This window comes from Xanthomonas sp. NCPPB 1325, assembly GCF_041477645.2.
Classification (GTDB): Bacteria; Pseudomonadota; Gammaproteobacteria; order Xanthomonadales; family Xanthomonadaceae; genus Xanthomonas; species Xanthomonas cannabis.
Window position 1 is genome coordinate 4,770,174 of sequence record NZ_CM192985.1, and the last position, 21,203, is coordinate 4,791,376.

Annotated in this window: 14 protein-coding genes; 7 read left to right on the plus strand and 7 right to left on the minus strand. The window is 65.4% G+C overall.

The window, feature by feature from the left end; genetic code table 11:
• The first annotated feature begins 100 nt into the window (after positions 1-100).
• The 4 genes from ACCQ10_RS20180 (at position 101) to ACCQ10_RS20195 (ending at position 9,339) form a co-directional block, all read left to right on the plus strand.
• Positions 101-1,153: a LacI family DNA-binding transcriptional regulator gene (locus ACCQ10_RS20180; protein ID WP_047694035.1), complete on the plus strand. Its 1,053-nt coding sequence runs from the start codon at positions 101-103 to the stop codon at positions 1,151-1,153.
• Between the two features lie 164 nt (positions 1,154-1,317).
• Positions 1,318-4,356 carry a TonB-dependent receptor gene (locus ACCQ10_RS20185; RefSeq protein ID WP_372361720.1) on the plus strand — a complete coding sequence of 1,013 codons (3,039 nt, stop codon included), beginning with the start codon at positions 1,318-1,320 and terminating at the stop codon, positions 4,354-4,356.
• A 322-nt stretch (positions 4,357-4,678) separates the two neighbouring features.
• Positions 4,679-7,714, plus strand: a complete 3,036-nt coding sequence (locus ACCQ10_RS20190) for a TonB-dependent receptor (protein WP_372361721.1) — start codon at positions 4,679-4,681, stop codon at positions 7,712-7,714.
• Between the two features lie 104 nt (positions 7,715-7,818).
• Positions 7,819-9,339 carry a tryptophan halogenase family protein gene (locus ACCQ10_RS20195; protein ID WP_372361722.1) on the plus strand — a complete coding sequence of 507 codons (1,521 nt, stop codon included), beginning with the start codon at positions 7,819-7,821 and terminating at the stop codon, positions 9,337-9,339.
• A 264-nt stretch (positions 9,340-9,603) separates the two neighbouring features.
• Here ACCQ10_RS20195 and ACCQ10_RS20200 read toward each other — a convergent pair whose 3' ends face one another.
• The 4 genes from ACCQ10_RS20200 to ACCQ10_RS20215 form a co-directional block, all read right to left on the minus strand.
• Positions 9,604-10,299, minus strand: coding sequence for a hypothetical protein (locus tag ACCQ10_RS20200; protein WP_372361723.1), 696 nt, complete (start codon positions 10,297-10,299; stop codon positions 9,604-9,606).
• A 5-nt stretch (positions 10,300-10,304) separates the two neighbouring features.
• Positions 10,305-10,901, minus strand: a complete 597-nt coding sequence (locus tag ACCQ10_RS20205) for a hypothetical protein (RefSeq protein WP_184372381.1) — start codon at positions 10,899-10,901, stop codon at positions 10,305-10,307.
• A 277-nt stretch (positions 10,902-11,178) separates the two neighbouring features.
• Positions 11,179-11,910 (minus strand): orotidine-5'-phosphate decarboxylase, encoded by a 732-nt coding sequence (gene pyrF, locus ACCQ10_RS20210; RefSeq protein ID WP_372361724.1) that lies wholly within the window; start codon positions 11,908-11,910, stop codon positions 11,179-11,181.
• A complete protein-coding gene (locus ACCQ10_RS20215) occupies positions 11,907-12,863 on the minus strand; it encodes a 5'-nucleotidase, lipoprotein e(P4) family (protein ID WP_372361725.1) in 957 nt (318 codons plus the stop codon). Before ACCQ10_RS20215 ends, pyrF begins: the two co-directional genes overlap by 4 nt.
• 314 nt (positions 12,864-13,177) lie before the next feature.
• Between ACCQ10_RS20215 and ACCQ10_RS20220 the strand changes: the two genes are divergently transcribed.
• Complete coding sequence (locus ACCQ10_RS20220; RefSeq protein ID WP_372361726.1) at positions 13,178-13,846, plus strand: YceH family protein; 669 nt, start codon at positions 13,178-13,180, stop codon at positions 13,844-13,846.
• Positions 13,847-14,094: 248 nt separating this feature from the next.
• Here ACCQ10_RS20220 and ACCQ10_RS20225 read toward each other — a convergent pair whose 3' ends face one another.
• Together ACCQ10_RS20225 and rep are read right to left on the minus strand one after the other, a co-directional pair.
• A complete protein-coding gene (locus ACCQ10_RS20225; RefSeq protein WP_372361727.1) occupies positions 14,095-14,646 on the minus strand; it encodes a GNAT family N-acetyltransferase in 552 nt (183 codons plus the stop codon).
• An 87-nt stretch (positions 14,647-14,733) separates the two neighbouring features.
• Positions 14,734-16,710 (minus strand): DNA helicase Rep, encoded by a 1,977-nt coding sequence (gene rep / locus ACCQ10_RS20230; RefSeq protein ID WP_372361728.1) that lies wholly within the window; start codon positions 16,708-16,710, stop codon positions 14,734-14,736.
• Between the two features lie 212 nt (positions 16,711-16,922).
• Here rep and ACCQ10_RS20235 point away from each other — a divergent pair, with 212 nt between their 5' ends.
• Positions 16,923-17,558 (plus strand): thymidine kinase, encoded by a 636-nt coding sequence (locus tag ACCQ10_RS20235; RefSeq protein ID WP_184441543.1) that lies wholly within the window; start codon positions 16,923-16,925, stop codon positions 17,556-17,558.
• A 370-nt stretch (positions 17,559-17,928) separates the two neighbouring features.
• The gene (locus ACCQ10_RS20240) at positions 17,929-19,161 is read left to right on the plus strand and encodes a GAF domain-containing sensor histidine kinase (RefSeq protein WP_184558199.1); all 1,233 of its coding nucleotides are present in this window, start codon (positions 17,929-17,931) and stop codon (positions 19,159-19,161) included.
• A 377-nt stretch (positions 19,162-19,538) separates the two neighbouring features.
• Here the strand turns inward: ACCQ10_RS20240 and ACCQ10_RS20245 are convergent, their stop codons facing one another.
• Entirely contained in the window at positions 19,539-21,140 is a 1,602-nt protein-coding gene (locus tag ACCQ10_RS20245) for an OpgD/OpgG family glucan biosynthesis protein (RefSeq protein ID WP_166744484.1), read from the minus strand.
• Positions 21,141-21,203: the final 63 nt, after the last annotated feature.

The following is a 21,203-nucleotide window of genomic DNA, read 5'->3' on the forward strand; positions in this document are numbered from 1 at the left end:
TGACCTTCATGTGCCTGTGCGACACGAACGTTCTGCGCCCGCAGGCCGTGCGCCCTGCCCGGGCGCGTGGTCGCCACTGCCTTGTTTTGGAGAAAGCGCCATGAGTCGGCCACGTTCGGAAGGCGGCAGCGTCACCATCAAGGATGTCGCGCGCCAGGCGCAGGTGTCGGTGGCCACGGTGTCGCGCACCATGAATGGGCACCAGCACGTGGCCGAGTCGGTGCGCGAGCGCGTGCTGCAGGTGGCGCGTGCGCTCAATTACATCCCGCACCACGCTGCGCGCAGCCTCAGCAGCCGGCGCACCCACACCATCGGGGTGGTGCTGCCGGACCTGCACGGCGAATTCTTTTCCGAATTGATCCGTGGCATCGACCAGGTGGCGCGCGACCAGGGGTATCACCTGTTGGTGTCCAGCTCGCACGGCGACCCGCAGGCGCAGCGGCGGGCGCTGGAGCGCCTGCCCGGGCGCGTGGACGGGGTGGTGGTGATGTCGCCCTCGCTGGGCGACACCGGCGTGCACGAGGACGCGCTGCCCGGCGGGCTGCCGGCGGTGCTGCTCAACTGCGCCGGCAGCGCCAGCCAGCGGCCGGTGCTCAATGTGGACAACTACGGCGGCGCGCGGGTGATGACGCGGCATCTGCGCGACAGCGGCCACCGCCGCATCGCCTTCATCGCCGGGCCGGCCGACAACTTCGATGCGCACGAGCGTCTGCGCGGCTACCGCGACGAGCTGGCGCTGGATGCGGACGCGCAGCCGTGGGTGTTGCCGGGCAACTTCGATGAGGAGTCCGGCTACCGCGCCGGCCAGGCGCTGGCGCAGGACGCGCGCCCGGATGCGGTGTTCGCCGCCAACGACATGATGGCGCTGGGCTGCCTGTTCGCGCTGGGCCATGCCGGGCTGAAGGTGCCGCAGGACATCGCGCTGGCCGGGTTCGACGATGTGCCGATGGCGCGCTACGTGTTGCCGGCGCTGACCACCATGCGGGTGGACATCGCCGGCCTGGGTGCGCGTGCCTTGCGCCTGCTGCTGGGCCAGCAGTTGGTGGATGCGCCCGCGCCGCCTGCCGACGCCGCACCGCCGGCGTTTTCGGAAATGGTGCCGGAGCTGATCGTGCGCGCGTCCAGCGCCGCGCGCGGCTCGCCCGGCGGCTGATCCGGCACTCCATCGCACCTTCACGAAATCTTTGCGCTTTCTTATGCTTTTTATAACGCCTGCCCGTTGCCTGCCGCTGTTCTGCCGTCGTTGAAACAACGCATCATCCGCGCCACGCCGACCATCTCCGCCGGTACGCGCCTGACCCCTGGGAGGGGGACGTCATGAAGACCTACCGTACCGTTTCCACCCTGCCGGCGCGCAGCCTGCTGTGCTGCGCCCTGGCCGCTTCGTTGCTGGCCGCCGCTCCGGCCATGGCCCAGTCCAGCAATGCCACGTTGCGCGGGCAGGTGGCCGCGTCGCAGGCCGGCACCACCGTGACCGCCACCAATGTCACCAGCGGCGCGGTGCGACGGGTGACCACGGGTGCGGACGGCAGCTATGCGTTGGTCGGCCTGCCGCCGGGCACCTACAAGGTCGATGCCGGTCCCGGCACCGAGCAGACGGTGACCCTGTCGGTGGCCTCGTCGGTCAGCCTGAACCTGGGTAGCGGCGGTGAGGCGGCCGCACCGGCCGCCGATGGCACGGCCACCACCCTGGACACGGTCAAGGTCACCGCCACCACGCTGCAGGAGGTCAAGACCTCCGAAGTCGGCACCACCATCTCGCTCAAGCAGATCAACACGGTGCCGCAGCTGACGCGCAACTTCCTGGAGTTTGCCGACACCGTCCCGGGCATGCAGTTCGAGACCGACTCCAACGGCAACAGCCGGGTGCGCGGCGGCGCGCAGGCCAGTTCGGCGGTCAATGTGTACATCGACGGCGTGGGCCAGAAGAGCTATCTGTTCGGCGGCGTCTCCGGCCAGCAGCAGAGCGCGGGCAACCCGTTCCCGCAGCTTGCGATCGGCGAGTACAAGGTCATCACCTCCAACTACAAGGCCGAGTTCGACCAGGTGGGGTCGGCGGCGATCGTGGCGTCCACCAGGTCCGGTGGCAACGAATTCCATGGCGAGATCTTCGGGCGCACCACCAATACCGATTTCCGCGCGCGCCAGGCCGACGAACGCGCCGGCGCGCCCAATGCCGACGGCAACAAGCGCCAGACGCACCAGGACGAATACGGCGCGGCGTTCAGCGGGCCGATCGTCAAGGACAAGGCGCACTTCTTCGTCAGCTACGAAGGCAAGGGCTTTGAGGTGTCGGCCAACCCGGTCGCGGTGCCGGACCGTTTCAGCGCACTGAGCGACGATCTGCCGGCCGGCGTGCAGAGCCGCCTGGGCTCGGTCACCCGTCCGTTCAAGGAAGACCTGTACTTCGGCAAGATCGATTGGGACATCGGCGACAACGACCGCCTGGAGCTCACCGCCAAGGTCCGCGACGAAGAAAGCCGCGATAGCGTGGGCGACCAGAACACCGCCATCGCCGCCAAGATCAACCTCAATTCCGAAGAGCGCTACGACCTGCGTTGGCAGCACTTCGGCGAGCGCTACATCAACGAGGCACGGCTGTCGTACGAAGACGTGCTGTTCAACCCCACCGCCTACACCATCGGCAGCCAGACCGTGTACACCCGCGGCATCGCCGAAGACGACGTACTGCTCAACGACGACGCCACCAGTGGCCTGGCGATCCAGCGCAAGGGGCAGAAGGGCCCCAGCTTCCAGAACGACCTGACCTTCAACAACATCGAGTGGCATGGCAACCACGTCATCAAGATGGGCGTGAAGTACAAGGAAGTGGAGCTGACCCAGAGCGAGAACTCTGCGGCCAATCCGTCGTTCTACTACGCGGTGAACGATGGCGCGGGGACCGCGCCCATTCCGTACCAAGTCCGCTTCAATCTGCCGTTTGCCGGCGCCGCGCCGTCGGTGACCACCACCAGCAAGCAGCTGGGCCTGTACATCCAGGACGATTGGGACGTCAACGACAAGCTGCAGTTGAATCTGGGCGTGCGCTGGGATGGCGAAAAGATTCCGTCTTACCTGGACAACGTGACCCCGCCGGAAGTGATCGCCGCCTTGAACGGCCCCGGCACCGACCCGGCGGTCAGCGCCACCTATGCCGAGCAGCTGGCCAAGGGCGGCGTCGATATCAACGACTACATCAGCAACGGCCGCAATCGCAAACAGGACAACAACAACTTTGCACCGCGGCTGGGGTTCTCCTATGACTTCCGCGGCGACGAATCGCTGGTGCTGTTCGGCGGTGCCGGGCGCAGCTACGACCGCAATCTGTTCGACATCATGGGCCTGGAACAGGTCAAGTCGGCGCTGTCGCAGTACACCATCCGCTTTGTCGAATCCTCCGGCTGCACGCCGGCGCCGGGCACCTGCACCAACTTCAATCCGGCCTTTGTCAGCAACCCGGACAGCCTGGGCGGCCTGGTCAATGCGCGCGTGCGCAATGGCGAGATCGACCTGCTCAACAACGATCTGAAGACGCCGTATTCGGACCAGTATTCCATCGGCCTGCGCACGCGCGTGGGCGAGTGGAGCAACTCGGGCACGGTGTCGTATATCCACAGCAAGGACGGTTTGATCCTGACCCTGGGCAACCGCTATCCCAATGGCGATTTCTTCCAGAATGGCGGACAGCCGTGGACCCAGTCACCGGCGGGGTTCGGCAACCTGATCATCGGCAACAATGGTGTGGAGACCAAGACCGCGCAGTTGCTGTTGTCCACCGACAAGGCCTACACCAAGGAAAGCGGCTGGGGCCTGACTGCGGCGTACACGTTCTCGCGCGCACGCGGCAATCGCGGCAACGACGAGCAGTACGGATTCGATGCGGCCACCATCGCCAGCTATCCGTTCCTGGACCTGAACTCGGTGCCGCGCCATCGCCTGGTGGTCACCGGCATCTACGACCTGTTCTGGGGCATCAGCGCCTCGGCCAAGCTGACCCTGGCCACGGTGCCGCCGCGTAACGAAGCGGTCTCCTTCGATCAATACGGTGGCCCGCCGTCGGACAATATCCGCATCGTCTCGGTGGATGCGCCGGGCGGCAAGTTCCTGGCCGGTGGCGACATCTTCGGCACGCGGCAGCTGGATCTGTCGCTGTCCAAGGACATGCACGTCACCGATGCGCTCACCGTGCAGGTGCGCGGCGATCTGATCAATGCGCTGAACTTCCGCAACTACGATCAGTACGCCATCGACTGGGGCAACGGCGGGGTGTTCAATCCGCGCGCCAGCATCAACCAGTACGGCGCGCTGTCCACGCCGCCGCGCACGCTGTTCCTGAGCGCGCGCATCATCTGGTAATTCGATAAACGCCAGCTCGGCCCGCCGCGCCAGCAACCGGCGAGCGCCCGTGCTGGCAACCCGAATGGACGCACGCCGGCGCATCGCCAGCGTGTGCATTGCCCGTTGAACGCCGATGCGCTGCATCGGCCACGCGCCGCCATTGTTTTACCCGTCTCGACCCGTGCCTGAAGGAGCAGCCGCCCGTCACCGCAGACTTTTGTCGTTCTTGCAGCCCTTGCGGCTGTTGTTGCCTGCCGTTCCGTGTTTCACCCCAAAAGCACCAACCCAACGCGCCAGTCACTCCACTGCGTCGCACTTTACCCCTGGGAGGGGGAAAGTCATGAAGACCCACCGTACCGTCTCCACCCTGCCGGCGCGCAGCCTGTTGTGCTGCGCCCTGGCCGCTTCGTTGTTCGCCACCACCCCGGCCATGGCCCAGTCCAGCAACGCCACCTTGCGCGGCCAGGTCGCCTCCGCGCAGAGCGGCAGCGAAGTGGTCGTCACCAATGTCGCCACCGGCTCGGTGCGACGCGCACCGGTCAATGCGAACGGCAACTACACCATCGTCGGGCTGCAGCCGGGCACCTACAAAGTCGAATCCAACGGCATCAGCCGCACGGTGACCTTGTCGGTGGCCTCCAGTGCCACGGTGGATCTTGGCAATGACGCGCCCGCCGCGCCGGCAGGCAATGCGACCACGCTGGACACGGTCACGGTCAGCGCGCCGATGATTCGCGATGTCAAAACATCCGAGGTAGGTAACACCATTTCCGCGCGGCAGATCCAGCAGCTGCCGCAGGCCACGCGCAACTTCCTGGAGTTTGCCGACACTGTGCCGGGCATGGTGTTTCAGGTCGACGGCAACGGCAACACCAAGCTGCGCGGCGGTGCATCCAACGCCAGCGCCGGCAATCTGTACATCGATGGCGTCGGCCAGAAGAGCTACGTGCGCAGCGGCGGCGTTGCCGGCCAGAGCGACACCCAGGGCAACCCGTTCCCGCAGCTCGCCATCGGCGAGTACAAGGTGATCACCTCCAATTACAAGGCCGAGTACGGCCAGATCAGTGGCGCGGCGATCACCGCGGCCACCAAGTCCGGCACCAACGAGCTGCACGGCGAGGTGTTCTACCGCTACACCGATCAGGACCTGCGCGACAAGCGGCCCGACGAGGAAGAAAACGGCAAGATCGATTCGCAGACCAAGGAATACGGCTTCGCGTTGGGCGGGCCGATCATCCAGGACCGCATGCATTTCTTCGTCGCCTACGAAGGCAAGGAAAACGTGGCGCCCAAGAGCGTGCAGCCGAGCGCCGAGGCAGCCGCCTTCGTCAACCAGCTGCCGTCCAACCTGGCCAGCCAGTACGGCCCGGCCAACATGCCGTTCGAAGAAGACCTGTTCTTCGGCAAGATCGATTTCGAGCCCACCGACCGCGATCGCATCGAGCTGAGCACGATTTATCGCGACGAAACCCAGACCGCGAATGTCGGCGGCACCAACACGCTGGCGCAGGCCACCGACAAGATCAACAAGGACAAGCGCACCAACCTGCGTTGGCAGCACAGCGCCGACAACTGGTTCAACGAGGTCATCGTCGGCACCGAGAACTCGGAGAACAACCCGACCCCGCGCACGCTGGGCAACGGCATCGTCTACACGTACTTCCAGCCACGCGCCGGCTCGGCCGATATCGATGAGCGCACCTTCCTGACCACCGGCTCGGCGGGCGGTCTCAATGCGCAGCGCAAGAGTCAGAAGGGCTGGTTCATCCAGAACGATCTGACCTTCACCAGCTTCCAGTGGCATGGCGAACACACCATCAAGATGGGTGTGAACTACAAGGACGTCGAGCTGACCTCGCAGGATGCGGCGGCGGTGAATCCGCAATTCAGCTATCGGGTCAACGGTGGCAGCGTGGAAGCGACGCCGTACCGCGTGGATTTCGTTGCGCCGTACAACACGCCCGGCCAGCGCGCCACGGTGGTGTCGCCGTCCAAGCAGTACGGCATCTACCTGCAGGACGATTGGGCCGCCACCGACAAGCTGATGATCAACATCGGCGTGCGCTACGACTACGAAGACACACCGGCATACACCGACTTCGTTACCTCGCAAGCCTTCGTCGATGCGCTGTATGCCAACGATCCGGACAACCCCGGCCAGCCGTGGGCCAACCGCCTGCTGCCCAGCGGCATCAACGTGGCCGATTACATCAGCACCGGCAACAACCGCAAGAACTTCAAGGACGCCTGGGCGCCGCGCTTCGGCTTCTCGTATGACTTCTTCGGTGACGAAGCCGCCATCCTGCACGGTGGTGCGGCGCGTTCGTACGACCGCAACCTGTTCGAGCAGCTGGCGCTGGAAACCAGCAAGGCGGCGTTGTCGCCGGTGGCGGTGTATTTCGAAAATCCCGCGACCCAACAGTGCTATCGCGCCGACCGTCCCTGCATTGCGTTCGACCCGCGCTATCTCAACGGTATCGATCAGCTCAACACCATTCCTGACGTCAGCGGCAGCGCCGAGCTGTTCATGTTCAACAACAAGCTCAAGACGCCCTACAGCGACCAGTACAGCATCGGTATCACCAACCAGGTGGGCGAGTGGCTGACCGATGTCACCTTCCAGCGCATCCTGAGCTACGACGGCTTTGCGATGGGCTTGATCAACCGCTATCCGGACGGTTCGTACTTCCAGAATGGCAATGTGCCGTGGGGCGAGCCGGTGCCGGGTTACCAGAACACCATCCTGGGTACCAATGGTCTGGAACAGCGCAACAGCCAGGTCCTGCTGTCGGCCGACAAGCCCTACACCAAGGAATCCGGTTGGGGCCTGACGCTGTCGTACACCCACACCAGCGCGCGCCAGAACCGCAACATCGATGAGCCATACGGCTTCGACAAGGCAACCATCCGCGGCTATCCGTTCGTCAAGTCCGACGCGGTTGCCGCGCATCGCTTCGTGGCCTCCGGCTCGATCGATATCCCGTGGGGGGTGACATTGGGCGCAAAGTTGGTGCTGGCAACGCCCGAGCCGATCAACACGATTGCCTGCTTCGGCTTCACCGATCCCGATGGGGCGACCTGCCAGCAGGTGGGTGTCACGCCTCCGGGCAGCGGCAAGTTTTTGGTCGGTGGCGATATCTGGGGCTACCGCACGGTGGACTTCCAGGCCACCAAGGAGTTCACCGTGGTTGGCGACTTCAAGATGTCGGCACGCGTGAACCTACTCAACGCATTCAACTTCAAGAACTACAGTGCGTACGCCTATAACGGCTTCGGCAGCAATGGGCAGTTCGATCCGGACATCGCGATCAATACCAGCGGCGAGATCAACTACGTGCCGCGTAGCGTGGTGCTGGAACTCGGCGCCAAGTTCTGAGTGATCGTCATCGCCACACGCGTGCGGCTGCGCGTGTGGTCCTTCGCGACGGGGCCAACTGGCCCCGTTCGTGTGTCCGTCCCTAATGCTCAGGAAGTGCAGACATGCTCCCCGCTCCACTTCGCAACATCGTCATTGTTGGCGGCGGCACCGCCGGCTGGATGGCCGCTGCCGCCTTAGCGCGCGTGCTTGGCCCCACCTTCAACGTGCAGCTGATCGAATCCGAACAGCTCGGCACCGTCGGTGTGGGCGAAGCCACCGTGCCGCATATCAAAGCCTTCAACAATCTGCTCGGCATCGACGAGGCCGAGTTCGTGCGCCAAACCCAGGGCAGCTTCAAGCTCGGCATCGAGTTCGTCGACTGGCAGCGCCCCGGCACCTCTTACATCCACGGCTTCGGCAGCCAGATCGGACACCCGCTCGGGCTGCTGCCGTTCCACCAGTACTGGATCAAGCAGCACGCGCGCGGCAAGGCGCAGCCGCTGGGCGCCTATACGCTCAACACCGTGGCCGCGGTGCGCGGCAAGTTCATGACCTCGGCCGGCGATGTGCCGGCCACCTCGCCGCTGGCCAATATCGCCTACGCGTATCACTTCGATGCCGCGCTGTACGCGCGCTTCCTGCGCGGGTTTGCCGAGGCACGCGGCGTCACGCGCATCGAAGGCATGGTGGAGCAGGTGCAGCTGCATCCGGAATCGGGCAACGTGGTGGCGCTGCACCTGGCGTCGGGCCAGGTAATCGCCGGCGACCTGTTTATCGATTGCTCGGGCTTTCGCGGGCTATTGATCGAAGACGCGCTGCACACCGGCTATCACGACTTCACCCACTGGCTCCCCTGCGATCGCGCGCTCGCGGTGCCCTGCGAAAAGGTCGGCCCGCCCACGCCGTATACGCGCTGCACCGCGCGCGCGGCCGGTTGGCAATGGCGCATTCCGCTGCAGCACCGCACCGGCAATGGCTATGTGTACTGCAGCGCGCACATCAGCGACGACGAAGCCGCCGCCACCTTGCTGGCCAATCTGGATGGCAAGCCGCTGGCCGACCCACGCCCGCTGCGCTTTACCACCGGCCGGCGCAAGCAGTGCTGGAACCGCAACGTGGTCGCGTTGGGCCTGGCCAGCGGTTTTCTGGAGCCGCTGGAATCGACCAGCATCCATCTCATCCAGTCCGGCATTTCCAAGTTGCTGGAGCTGTTTCCGCGCGAAGGCATCAGCCCGGTGCTGGTGCAGCGCTACAACGACCGGCTGGCATTCGAGTTCGACCGCATCCGCGATTTCCTGTTGCTGCACTACCACGCCACCGAGCGCGACGACAGCGCGTTCTGGCGGCGTTGCCGCCAGATGCCGATCACCCCGGAGCTTCAGGCCACGCTGGACCTGTTCCGCGACAGCGGGCGGTTCTATCGCAATGCCGAGGAGATGTTCGCCGAGATCAGCTGGGTGCAGGTGATGGTGGGCCAGGGCATCGTGCCGACCGGCTATCACCCACTGGTGGACCAGGTGCCCGACCGCGATGCCGAAGGCTTCCTGGCCAGTGTGGCGCAGACCATCGCGCACTGCGTGGACGTGATGCCGACCCACCAGCAATTCATCGACCGCTTCTGCAAGGCGCCCGCGACACGCTGAGCGGAGCCCAGGCGACGATGGCGGGGCAGGCACTCCTGCGGCGAGCAGGCGGGAGACCACCAGGCAGAGGCGGCGACGCTGCGCTTGCCGGGCAATCCAGCGGGCAAAAAAAAGGATCGGGCACAAGGCCCGATCCCCTCGAAAACCGGGACAAGCCCGGTGGACAATGAGTGGCACAGCTTCCGACTGACATCGGACGAGGGGCATCGTACGCAGGCTTTAACGTTAAAGCAACACTTTAATAATAACTGTGTAACTTATTGATTAGTCTGAAACAGCAACCGCTGTGGTCTCGTGAAACAAGGTCGGGAAGTTGCGTGCGAACTCTTCGCTGCACTGCGCAACATAGTTAGCACCCACTTGCTTCACCTTGGCGTAGTCCGCCGCTTGCCAGTCGGCCAGTGATGACTCAATCGGTGCGGGATTGCAGCGTTGCGTGACCGTTGCCTGGCGCTGACCATCGCTGTCCGGAGCGCGCGCTTCCATATCCAATGAAAAGTGCAATTGGTAGGGCGTCTGCGAATCCGACAGCGAGGTATAGATCAACGCCCATGTGGCGGGACGGATCACAAACCGCGCAGGCGGCGTAGCCGCAGGATGCGCCAGCGCATAACTGCGCAATTGTTCCTCCAGCGCGTGCGGGAGTTCCTTGATGGAAGGGTCTACCAGATCCTCATTCGGGTCACCGAGCAGATCCTCTTTTTTGAATGCCGTGATGTTTCCGCCGGTGCTCATCGCCCCGAAGATTCCCTGCATGACCTTCAGGCTGGTTGCTTTGGCAGTGTGCGAGCGATGCACGACACGCAACCCGGTGGTCTTGCGATAGATGTCTTTCGACGCGACCACAGTCAGTGGTGGCTGGATCGGCTCGGCGACGATCGCTTTGGGTTTGGGAGCCGTTGCGCAGGCGCTGAGCAGTGCGGCAGCCAGGCCGATGAAGATCAAGCGGGCATGTGTCATGGCACTCATTCCTTGGAGGTAGTGGGGCAGCTGGGTAACGCAGCGGCAATGGCGCGGCGTTCGGTCGTGCCGTCGTTACGCTTGGTCAGTGCGTACACATCGAGCCGACAGCGGCCCGCACCGAAATCCAGATGTGCTTCGTAATCGACGCCCGATTCCGGCACGAAACTCCGCGTAGTTGCGCAGGTCGGCCCGTGACCGATCGGGGCATTGCAGACCATCCGATAGCCTGGAGGCGCTTTGGGGCACGTTGGACTGGCCACAGCGCCGGCACTGAACCCGACCACCATCGGTTCACCCGCCCGCACAGCCAACTCCAAGGGATGTTTGGGTGTATCGCTCAAGCGCGGCATGCCCAGATCCTGTCCACCAAACACGAGCGCGCGAGCAGCCCTGCCGAATCCCGGCACGTTGGCGCGGTCGCACGTGGTCCCTGGGTAGATGACGGTATTACCGTCATCGCCGACGATGCGCAGGCGCGTTCGTTGTCCGTCGGTAGGTTCGTTGTAGCGAAACAATTCGGGCACGTTGGCGACGAGAGAACAAGCGCCAAGACCAGTACAAAGCAGCACCGCAACTAGCGGCCGAAAGAATCTACGCATGACGCTGTTATCCGAAACCGGTGTCCCGCATCGGCAACGACCGGCAACGCAAGGCGCTGCGGTGGTACCGTCCCTGGCTGATATGGCGCAAATATCGCGCGCATGAGCATCCTTGCAGACGATGGTCACCGTCTAGGCCGCCTGCCAATGAAGAATCACGCTTTCACGCAACCCTCACCAGCAGGCAAAGCCCTACCCCGCGTAGGTGATTCCCTCACCTGACTTGACTAGCCGATTACGATGACAGCCCTGCGTCGTCGCAGGAACCCAAAGTGGCCTACTCGTGATGCTGCGCCCATGCAGCACGAATCTCGGCCTGGATCGCAGCCGCCGCCGCGGCCGGATCGGCCGCCAGGCGGATCGGGCGGCCGACGACGATCGCGTCGGCGCCGTCGGTAAAGGCCTCGGCCACGCCCACGGTACGTTGCTGGTCATCGCCAACCGGGCCGCCGGGGCGGATGCCGGGGCAGACGATCGAGAATGCCGGGCCGGTGGCGCGCCGGATCGGGCCGGCTTCCTGGCCAGAGGCAATGACCCCATCGATGCCGGCGGCCTGTGCGGCCAGCGCGCGCTCCACCACCACCTCCACCGGTTCGCGGTCGATGCCCATCGCCGCCAGGTCCGGGCGGCCCATCGAGGTCAGCACGGTCACCGCCAGCAGGCGCATGTCGCCCTGGTTGGCTTCGGCGGCGGCCTGCAGCATGCCGGCATGCCAGCCGTGCACGGTGCAATAGCTCACCGGCCACTGCGCCAGGCGGCGGATGGTGCCGGCCACGGTGGCGGGGATGTCGAAGAACTTCAGGTCCACGAACACCCGCTTGTTGCGCGTGGCCAGCGCATCCAGCACATGGAAGTACTCGCCCGACGCCAGCAGCTCCATGCCGATCTTGTAGAAAGACACCGACTCGCCCAGGCGGTCCACCCAGGCGATCGCCTCGTCATGGCCGGGGACGTCCAGCGCAAAGATCAGCCGCTCGTGCGCGGCCAGGGCTAACGGGGGACGGTTCATCGGGCGGTCTCCAATGCGGCGCGCTTGGCGTCGTGGCGTGCTTTCCAGGGTTGCGCATAATCGTTGTTGAACTGCGCCGGCTCCCAGCCGCCGTAGCTGGGGTTGGGCAGCATCCACCAGCGCTCGCCGAACCAGTCGTGATACTGCTGCAGCAGCGCGCCACGCGCCTGCCCGGTGTTGGCGCTGACCTGCACGAAGTCGCCCAGCTGGTCACCGAACTGCATCAGCACGCGGTACGTCTGCCCGGCCAGCTGGCGGCGGCAATTCTTCTCGCTGCCGTTCTGCTCGCACCCGGGCACCACCGTGCCCAGGCCCAGGAACACGCTGTCGTCGGCCACCGGCAACCCCACGCTGCGCAGATTGGCCAGCGTGGCGTCCTTCAGGTGCACGGCGCGGTTGGAAATGTAGATCAGGGTGACGCCGCGGGCGTTGGCGGCCTTGGCGAAATCCACCACCCCCGGGATCGCGGTGGCCTTCTTCTCGGCCACCCACTGGTCCCAACTGAGCTCGTCGTATTCCTTGCCGTCGCGCAGCAGGCGTGCCTGGTAGGGCGAGTTATCCAGCACGGTCTCGTCCACATCCAGCACCACCGCCGGCTTCAGGCCGGTGGCCGCGTTGGCGCGCTCTTCCGGGACTAGCGCGTCCCAGTTGGGCTGTTTGAGCGCGGTGTCGAGCTTGTCGGCGGCAGCGCGATAGGTCTGCTCGGCCACGGCGCGGTATTCCTCCGAGCGCTGCATCCACAGCACCGCGTTGAGGTTGTCGTCGCCGGCCGGCGCGGTGGTGGCCGACGTTGCGGCCTTGGTGACCGCGGCGCTGGCATCGGCATGGGCGGTTGCGGCGGCCTTCGCAGGCTGGGCCGGTTGCGTGTCGCCGGGCTTGCAGGCGCTCAGGGCCAGCGCGGTGCAGGCGAGCAGGGACAACGGTGCGTAAAGCGAGGGGCGCATGGCATCCACCAGAACAGGAACGGCAATGAAGAGCGCAATTTTAGCGGGTTCGCGCCAGTCCGCTCGCGGTTGCCGCTGCCAGGAGGCGAGCCGTGCGCGCCACCCGTGCGACGCGGCTTGTAGGGCAGCCTGGCCGAACAGGGTTTCGGCACGATGCGGATGCGGACCTGCACCTGTTCCTGCAGGCGCAGGCGTGTTTCGCCGCACGACGCAGACCGGCGCCATCCGGAGTTAGCTGCCGCCGCCGCGCGTGTTCGCCGCATCGAAAGAACGCTGGCAGCAGATCGGCATATCCTTGTGCGCTGATTGCCCCGGAGTCACCGATGACCGAACTCTCGTCCCCGCCCGTTCTCGACACCGCCCAGGCCCGCGTGCTCGGCTGTCTGATCGAAAAGGAAGCGACCACCCCGGATGCGTATCCGCTCACCGTCAACGCCGCCCAGGTCGCCGCCAACCAGAAGACCTCGCGCGAGCCGGTATTGAACCTGCAGACCGGCGTGGTGCACCACGCGCTGCGCCAGCTGGAAACCCTGGGCCTGGTGCGCCAGCAGTTCTCTTCGCGTGCCGAGCGCTACGAACACCGTCTGGGCAATGTGCTGGACCTGACCCGTCAGCAGGTGGCCCTGATCGGCCTGCTGCTGTTGCGCGGCCCACAGACGCTGGGCGAGCTGTTTGCGCGCAGCGAGCGGCTGGCGCGTTTCAACGATGCCGACGACGTGCGCCATCACCTGGACCGCTTGATCCAGCGCGGCCTGGCGGCGCAACTGCCCCGCGCCAGCGGCCAGCGCGAAGACCGCTACGCGCATCTGCTCAGCGGCGAGCTGGATATCGACGCCTTGCAGGCCGCCGCGGCGCGTGCCGCACCGAACACACGCAGCGGCGGCGGCACCAGCGAACTGGACGCGCGCGTGCAGACCCTGGAAACCACGGTCGCCGAGCTGCAGGAGGCGCTGGCCGCAGTGCAGGCGCGGCTGGACGCGGCCGGCGCCTGATCCGACGGTCGGCAGCCGACAGCTGCGATATCAGCGCTGTGGCCGGTCTGCAGCGCTGCTGCCTCTCGCCTTGGGGTTGAGGCCAAGAACGGCTACAAGGGCGGACTTGCAGCGTGTCCCGCAAGGGTGGGCGGGCAAGGGCTCCGCAGCCGAACCTGAGATCGACTGCTCTGCATTGGACCGCATGAACTCGTCTATCAGACGCCATCACGCTTGCATCAGCGAATGAGCCGATATCGCCTGGGCGCTCAGCCGGACCTACCGGCAGGCGCAAGATCGATTGCGTAATACAGCACTGCAGGGGTGTCGGGACTCAATACCCGCAGGCCCTCGCGTTGCAAGCCCAATGCCTCCAGCGCGCGGATCGACGCGGCGTTGTCCGGCGACACGATTGCGCACAGCTGCATCAGTCCCAACACGTCGCGCGCATGCTCGAGCACCGCCCGCCCGGCCTCGGTCACATAGCCCTTGCCGCGGTGCGCGGGCAACAGCGCAAAACCGAGATGCGGCACCGGCAAGGGATCGCGGCACAACAGGCCCAACGTGCCGATAAACGCGGCATCCTCACGCGTTTCCATTGCCCAGTGCGCGAACCCATACCGCGCGTGGTGCGCTTGCGCCCATTCGCACAGATGCGCTCGCGCCTGCTCGCGGGTGCGGATGCCACGGTCGTTGATGCCGGCGATAAATCCGGGGTCGTTGACCAGCGCCAACATCGCATCGGCGTCGCGCTCGGGATCGAGCAGACGCAAGCGCAGACGCGGGGTTTCGATCACGACGGTCACGGCGCACTCCGGCATCGGGGGAAACCAGACTGCCGTGCGGCCGCGTCACTGGCAAGCGATGCAATGCGTGCTGCGGGTTGCGGTGCAACCGCGCACCACGCGTCAGTCGAACAAGGCCTGGATCGCGGCCAACCCCGCGCTGGCGCGCTCCTTCTTGCGCTCGGCATCGGCCACCGGGTCGGCACCGTCGCGCTGCAATTCCTCGGCCGGAATCTCGTCGAAGAACCGGCTCGGCTTGAGCCGCACATGCTCGCCGAACTTGCGCGTCAATTTGCTGTGGCTCATCCACAACTGTTCCTTGGCGCGGGTGATACCCACATACAGCAAGCGGCGTTCTTCCTGCAGATTGCCTTCTTCCAGGCTCACTTCGTGCGGCAGCACACCGTCCTCGCAGCCGACGATGAACACGTAGCGGAACTCCAGCCCCTTGGACGCATGCATGGTCATCATGCGTACCTGGTTGCCCCCATCGTCCTTGTCGTTGCGCGACAGCAGCGCCAGCTGCGCGGCCAGATCGCTGGCACTCGCACCGCGAGGACCACCTTCGAACCACTCGGCCAGCTCGTCCAGATTGCGCTTGCGCCGCTGGAAGCCGGTCTCGTCCTTGGACTGGTTGCGCAGATCGTTGAGCAGGCCAGACTTGTCGGCCAGCATGCGTACCAGTTCCCCCGCTGGCAGCCTGGTCGAATGCTCGCGCATCTCACGCAGGATGTCGGTGAACGCACTCAGGCCGTTGGCCGCACGCGGCGGCAGATGCTGCAGCGCACCCATCGACTCGGCCGCGCGCGACATCGGCACCGACTTGCCGCTGGCCAGTTCCGCCAGGCGCGCCAGCGAGGTGGCACCCACTTCGCGCTTGGGCGATTGCACCGCACGCAAAAACGCCGCGTCATCGTCGGGGTTGACGATCAGGCGCAGCCACGACAGCAGGTCCTTGACCTCCTGTCGCTCCAGAAATGCGGTCCCGCCCGTCAGGTGGTACGGCACGCGCAGCAGCTGCAAGGCTTTTTCCAGCGGCCGCGATTGGAAATTGCCACGGAACAGGATGCAGAAATCACTCCACGGCACCTGCTTGGCCGTGCCCAGGAACGAAATCTCGGCCGCGACCTTTTCCGCTTCGTGCTCGCTGTCGCGGCACTCCCACACGCGGATGCGCTCGCCGTCGGCCTGGTCGCTCCACAATGTCTTCAAGTGCTCGTGCGGGTTATGCGCGATCAACGCATTGGCCGCGCGCAGCACGCGGTTGGAACAACGGTAGTTCTGCTCCAGCTTGATGATTTCCAGCGCCGGATAATCGCGCGCCATCTGCTGCAGGTTTTCCGGGTTGGCGCCGCGCCAGGCGTAGATGCTCTGGTCGTCGTCGCCCACGCAGGTGAAGTTGCCGCGCGGGCCGGCCAGCATCTTGAGCAGCCGGTACTGGGCATCGTTGGTGTCCTGGCATTCGTCCACCAGCAGGTAGCCGATGCGCTCGCGCCAGCCCAGCACGATTTGTTCGTTGGCTTCCAGGATCTGCACCGGCAGGCGGATCAGGTCATCGAAATCCACCGCATTGAAAGTAGTCAGCCGCGCCTGGTAGCGCTCATACAAGCTGGCGGCTTCTTTCTCGCGGTTGCTGCGTGCCGCCGCCATCGCCTGTTCCGGCGACAGGCCGGCATTCTTGGCGCGCGAGATCAGGTTCTTGGCATCTTCGATCGCATCGGGCTTGGCGCCATGCATCAGGTCCTTGATCTGGGCGGCGGCATCGTCCGAATCAAAGATCGAAAAGCCGCGCTTCAACCCGGCCGCCGCATGCTCGATCTGCAGGAACTTCAGCCCCAGCGCATGGAAGGTACAGATGGTCAGCCCATCGGCGCCATCGCCGCGGATGCGCTTGGCCACACGCTCGCGCATTTCCTTGGCCGACTTGTTGGTGAAGGTGATCGCCGCGATACGCTTGGCCGGATAGCGGCCGGTGGCGATCAGGTGGGCGATCTTCTCCACGATCACGCGCGTCTTGCCGCTGCCGGCACCGGCCAGCACCAACAAGGGACCTTCGCAGTGCAGCACTGCAGCGCTTTGCGGGGGGTTGAGACCGTGCATAGGAGCTTCCGACAGAGCGCGCCATTGTACCGGGGCGGCCTGCCGCTGGCCGGCGCGACGGGTTCATCTGGTCAGGCAGGCGCGTGCTCGCGCTGCGCCAGCGATGCAGACCGCGCAGCGCGGCGTTGAAGCTGGGCAGCGCTCAGGCCCCGGCATGGCCATCTGGCAGCACGCGCCCCGCAATCAGCCGCCCGGCCCGGTAAAATCGACCGATGGCCAAGCTCTACTTCTACTATTCGGCGATGAATGCCGGCAAGACCACCACCTTGCTGCAGTCGGCGCACAACTACCGCGAGCGCGGCATGCGCACGCTGATCCTCACCCCCAAGCTCGACCACCGCGCCGGCAGCGGCGTGGTCGCCTCGCGGATCGGCCTGCGCGCGGACGGGCGCCCGTTCGATCGCGATACCGAACTGCAGCAACTGGTGGAACGCGATATCGCCAGCCAGGGCGCGCTGCATTGCGTGCTGGTCGATGAGGCGCAGTTCCTCAGCCGGGCACAGGTCTGGCAGCTGAGCGAAGTGGTCGACCGCCTGCGCATCCCGGTGCTGTGCTACGGCCTGCGTACCGACTTTCGCGGCGAGCTGTTCGAAGGCAGCCAGTTCCTGCTGGCCTGGGCCGATGAGTTGGAAGAGATCAAGACCATCTGCCATAGCGGCAGCAAGGCCACCATGACCGTGCGCGTGGATGCGCAAGGGCACGCGGTGCAGGATGGCCCGCAGGTGGAGATCGGCGGCAACGAGCGCTATGTGTCGGTCAGCCGCGCCGAGTTCAAGAAGATCATGCGCGGCGAAGGCCGCATCGACCCGCTGCAGATCGCCCTTCCTCTGCCGTCTACGCAGACGTAGGCGAGGGCTGACCTCGACGCTTCGGCCGTCCTTCGCAGGATCGACGCCGGAGTGGCAACAGCGATCGATTCCAGCGCGTGCAACGCCCCCACTGTGCCGCCCACGTAATCAGCCCGGCGCCGCCGCTGCTGGCCCGCAGGTTGCTCGCCAAGTTTCCACCGGTGGATGTGTGCCCGGTCGACACCATCCGTCCTGGTCGACCTATACGTTCCCTTTGCACCGCTAGAGCTGTTCGGGCATGGGGCCGTTGCGGCATCGTCCACGCCCGCCAACAGGCGTATTGTTGGGCGCGTGACGCCGCACCGTTGCGTACAACCAGGCCCATCCGCAGTCCTGTAGACTGCGCTCCATCCACTGTCGGGAGGCACCCATGGATTCGCTTCCTGCCGAGTTACGCGCCGATATCGCGCGGGTGGGCCGGCTATCGTCGGTTCCCGATGTCCTGAGCATCCTGACGCGACTGACCGGCATGGGGTTTGCTGCCGTGGCGCGGGTGACCGAAGCGCGCTGGATCACCTGCCAGGTGCGCGACGACCTGTCCTTCGGCCTGCTGCCCGGCGACGAGCTGCCGCTGGCGACCACCTTCTGCGACAGCGTGCGGGTCAAGGGCAATGCCGTGTGGTTCGGGCATGCCTCGGACGACCCGGTCTACCGCGACCACCCGTCGCCGCGCCTGTATGGCTTTGAAAGCTATGTCTCGGTGCCGATCCGCTTCGACGATGGCAGCGTGTTCGGCACCTTGTGTGCACTGGATCCGCTGCCACGCGCGATGGACCAGCAACTGGTCGAGAAGGTCGAATTGCTCGCGCAACTGCTGGCCGCGCAGATCCAGGCCGAACAGCGCGCCGAAGAAAGCGCACAGGAATCGCGCCGCGCACGCAGCGAACTGGGCCGCGCCGGCGCCTCGGCACGATTGCGCGAAGAGTTCATCGGCATTCTCGGCCACGACCTGCGCAACCCGCTGCAATCCATGCACGCGGTGGTGGACATGCTGTCCATCGACCAGCTCAGCCAGCGCCAGGGCGGGGCCATCCGCTCGATGCAGCGCAGCCTGCAGCGCATGGAAGAACTGATCGATTTCGCCTGTGATTTTGCCCGCGGCATCGAACGCGACTGGCTGCAGCTGGACTACGGCAACGGCAGCGACCTGCTCGACGCACTGTCGCAGGTCGTGGACGAAACCCGCGCCGCGTATCCCAACCAGGTGCTGTCCACGCATGTGGCGATCGACGAGCCGGTGCATGGCGATGCGGTGCGCCTGGCGCAGATGTTCGGCAGCATGATGATCAACGCGGTGGTGCAAGGTCAGCAGAGTTCGCTGATCAAGGCGGTCGCCGTCACCGAGCAGGGCCGGCTCCGCATCGAGGTCTGCAACCTCGATGGCATCGACCCGCGCCGGCTGGATGTCCTGCATGCCTCCACCCATGTGCACAGCGCCGGCCGGCCAGCGCCGGAAGTGGACCTGGGCCTGCATATGGCCGCGCAGATTGCGCAGGCGCATCAGGGCGAGCTGCGCATCACCAGCGGCAAGAACGGCACCTGCTTCCGCGTGGAGCTGTCCTGCGCCCGCCCACGCGCACGCATGCAGCTGGTCAAGGAATGACGTCGGCCTGAGCTTGCCGGCCGACAACTGCGCTTGCTCGCAGCGTGATCCAACCCGCGTGCGGAGCAACCCAGCTCGCTCATCTGCCAATCGCCAGCCGCGCCCAGCAGCGGTAGGCGCATGACCGGTGCCGCATGCACGCGATGCGTGCCACGTATGTAGGCGCAGGTGCGTCGCCGATGGCTGCGCCCGGCAACCGGTGCATACCTGTTCGGGCGAGCTGTCATGGTCACGGCGCGGCTGACCGCTCCCGTAAAGGTGCGGGCCTGCGCAGCCCGAGGATCAGCGACGACATGCCGGCAGCGGCACCCCGCCAGCCAGGCAGGCCGTGCATGCCGGCCCTGGCAGCGCCGGCATGCACGGCGCGTTGCACACGCTCAGTAGAGCTTGCGCTCGCTCGCCGGCGGCGGCGTCCATTGGTAAAGCCAGGTTTCGGTGAGCGGCTTGCCGTTGGCGCGCAGATACAGGCGGATATCGATCTGCTGGGTACCTTCGTCCGGCGGCACCAGATCGAACATCGCCCGATAGCCCTTGAGCTCATGCAGCGGCCGCGCCGACACGATCTCGGTGGTGCCGCGCGACACCTGGATCACCGCCTCGACCTTGGTCTTGGCGTCCTTGACCAGGCCAGGTAACTCGCCACCGGCGAAGTCCACCGCAAACCGCCACGAGAAATGACCGCGCTTCTGCCCGACGATGCCACCCAGACCGGTACGCGTCGCCACGCAGTGCGCCAACGGCGAACTGGCCGGCGGCTGCGCGCCCCAATACAGGCGGTAGCCCATCAACAGTTCCTGCCCCGGCTGCGGCTTGGCCTGAGGGTTCCAGAACGCCACGATATTGTCGAAGGTCTCATCCACGGTCGGGATCTCGACCAGTTGCACCGAGCCCTTGCCCCAACCGCTCTTGGGCTCCACCCACAGACACGGGCGCTTCTCGTAAAACACCCCGTCGTCCTGGTAATGGTCGAAATTGCGGTCGCGCTGCAGCAGCCCGAACCCGCGCGGGTTCTCGTCGACAAACATGTTGAAGCGCAGCTGCGGCGGGTTGCACAACGGGCGCCAGATCCATTCGCCGCCACCGGTCCACATCGCCAGGCCATCGGTATCGTGGATTTCCGGGCGCCAGTCCCAGTCCATGCGGTTATCGTTTTCGCCAACCTGGTACATGCTGGTGCACGGGCCGATCCCCAGCCGCTCGATCGCCTTGCGCGGGTACAGCGCACTGTCGATGTCCATCACCAGCACCTCGCCATTGGTGATGGCAAAGCGGTAGGCACCGGCGACGCTGGGCGAATCCAGCAGGCCGTAGACCACCACGGTGTTCGAATCGTCGGCGGGCTGCTCGAGGTAGTAGGCAATGAAGTCCGGAAACTCCTCCGGGCCACCGGTACCGGTGTCGATGGCCAACCCGCGCGCCGACTGCCCGTACTGGCCTTCCTTGCCCACCGCGCGGAAATAGCTCGCACCCAGAAACGCCGAAAAATCGCGGTCGGTGTCCTTGCGGGTATTGAGCCGGAAGCCGGCAAAACCCAGATCCTTGGGCAATTGCTTGCCGCCTAGCCCGCTGCTGCCGTAATCGAACGCAGCCGGGTCATAGGCCAACTGCTGCGCCTTGCCATCGACGATGTCATAGATGTGCACCGGGGTGTGGAAGTACAACCCCAGGTGGAAGAACTTCGCCTGGAACTTGCCGTTGCCATCGGCCCATAGCGCATGGTCCTGACGGTAGCGGATCGACTGGTACTGATCCCAGTTCAATGCTTCCAGTGGGCCTGGCAGGATCTGCTTGTGACTCTTGTACGGCGCGGCGGCCAGCGCACGTGCCTGCCCCTTGAGCCAGGCATAGTCGAACGGCTGCGCCTGACCCAACCGACGCAACCCCACGGCCTTGGCAGCCAATGCCCACTGCGGCACTGCCGGTAAACCGAGCGCAGCCAGGGCGGCAGCAGCATTCTTCAGGAAATGGCGTCGTTGCATGCGCATCGATCTGATCAGGGAATGGGCGACATCATAGCCACAGCCTGAGGTGGACGCGCATAC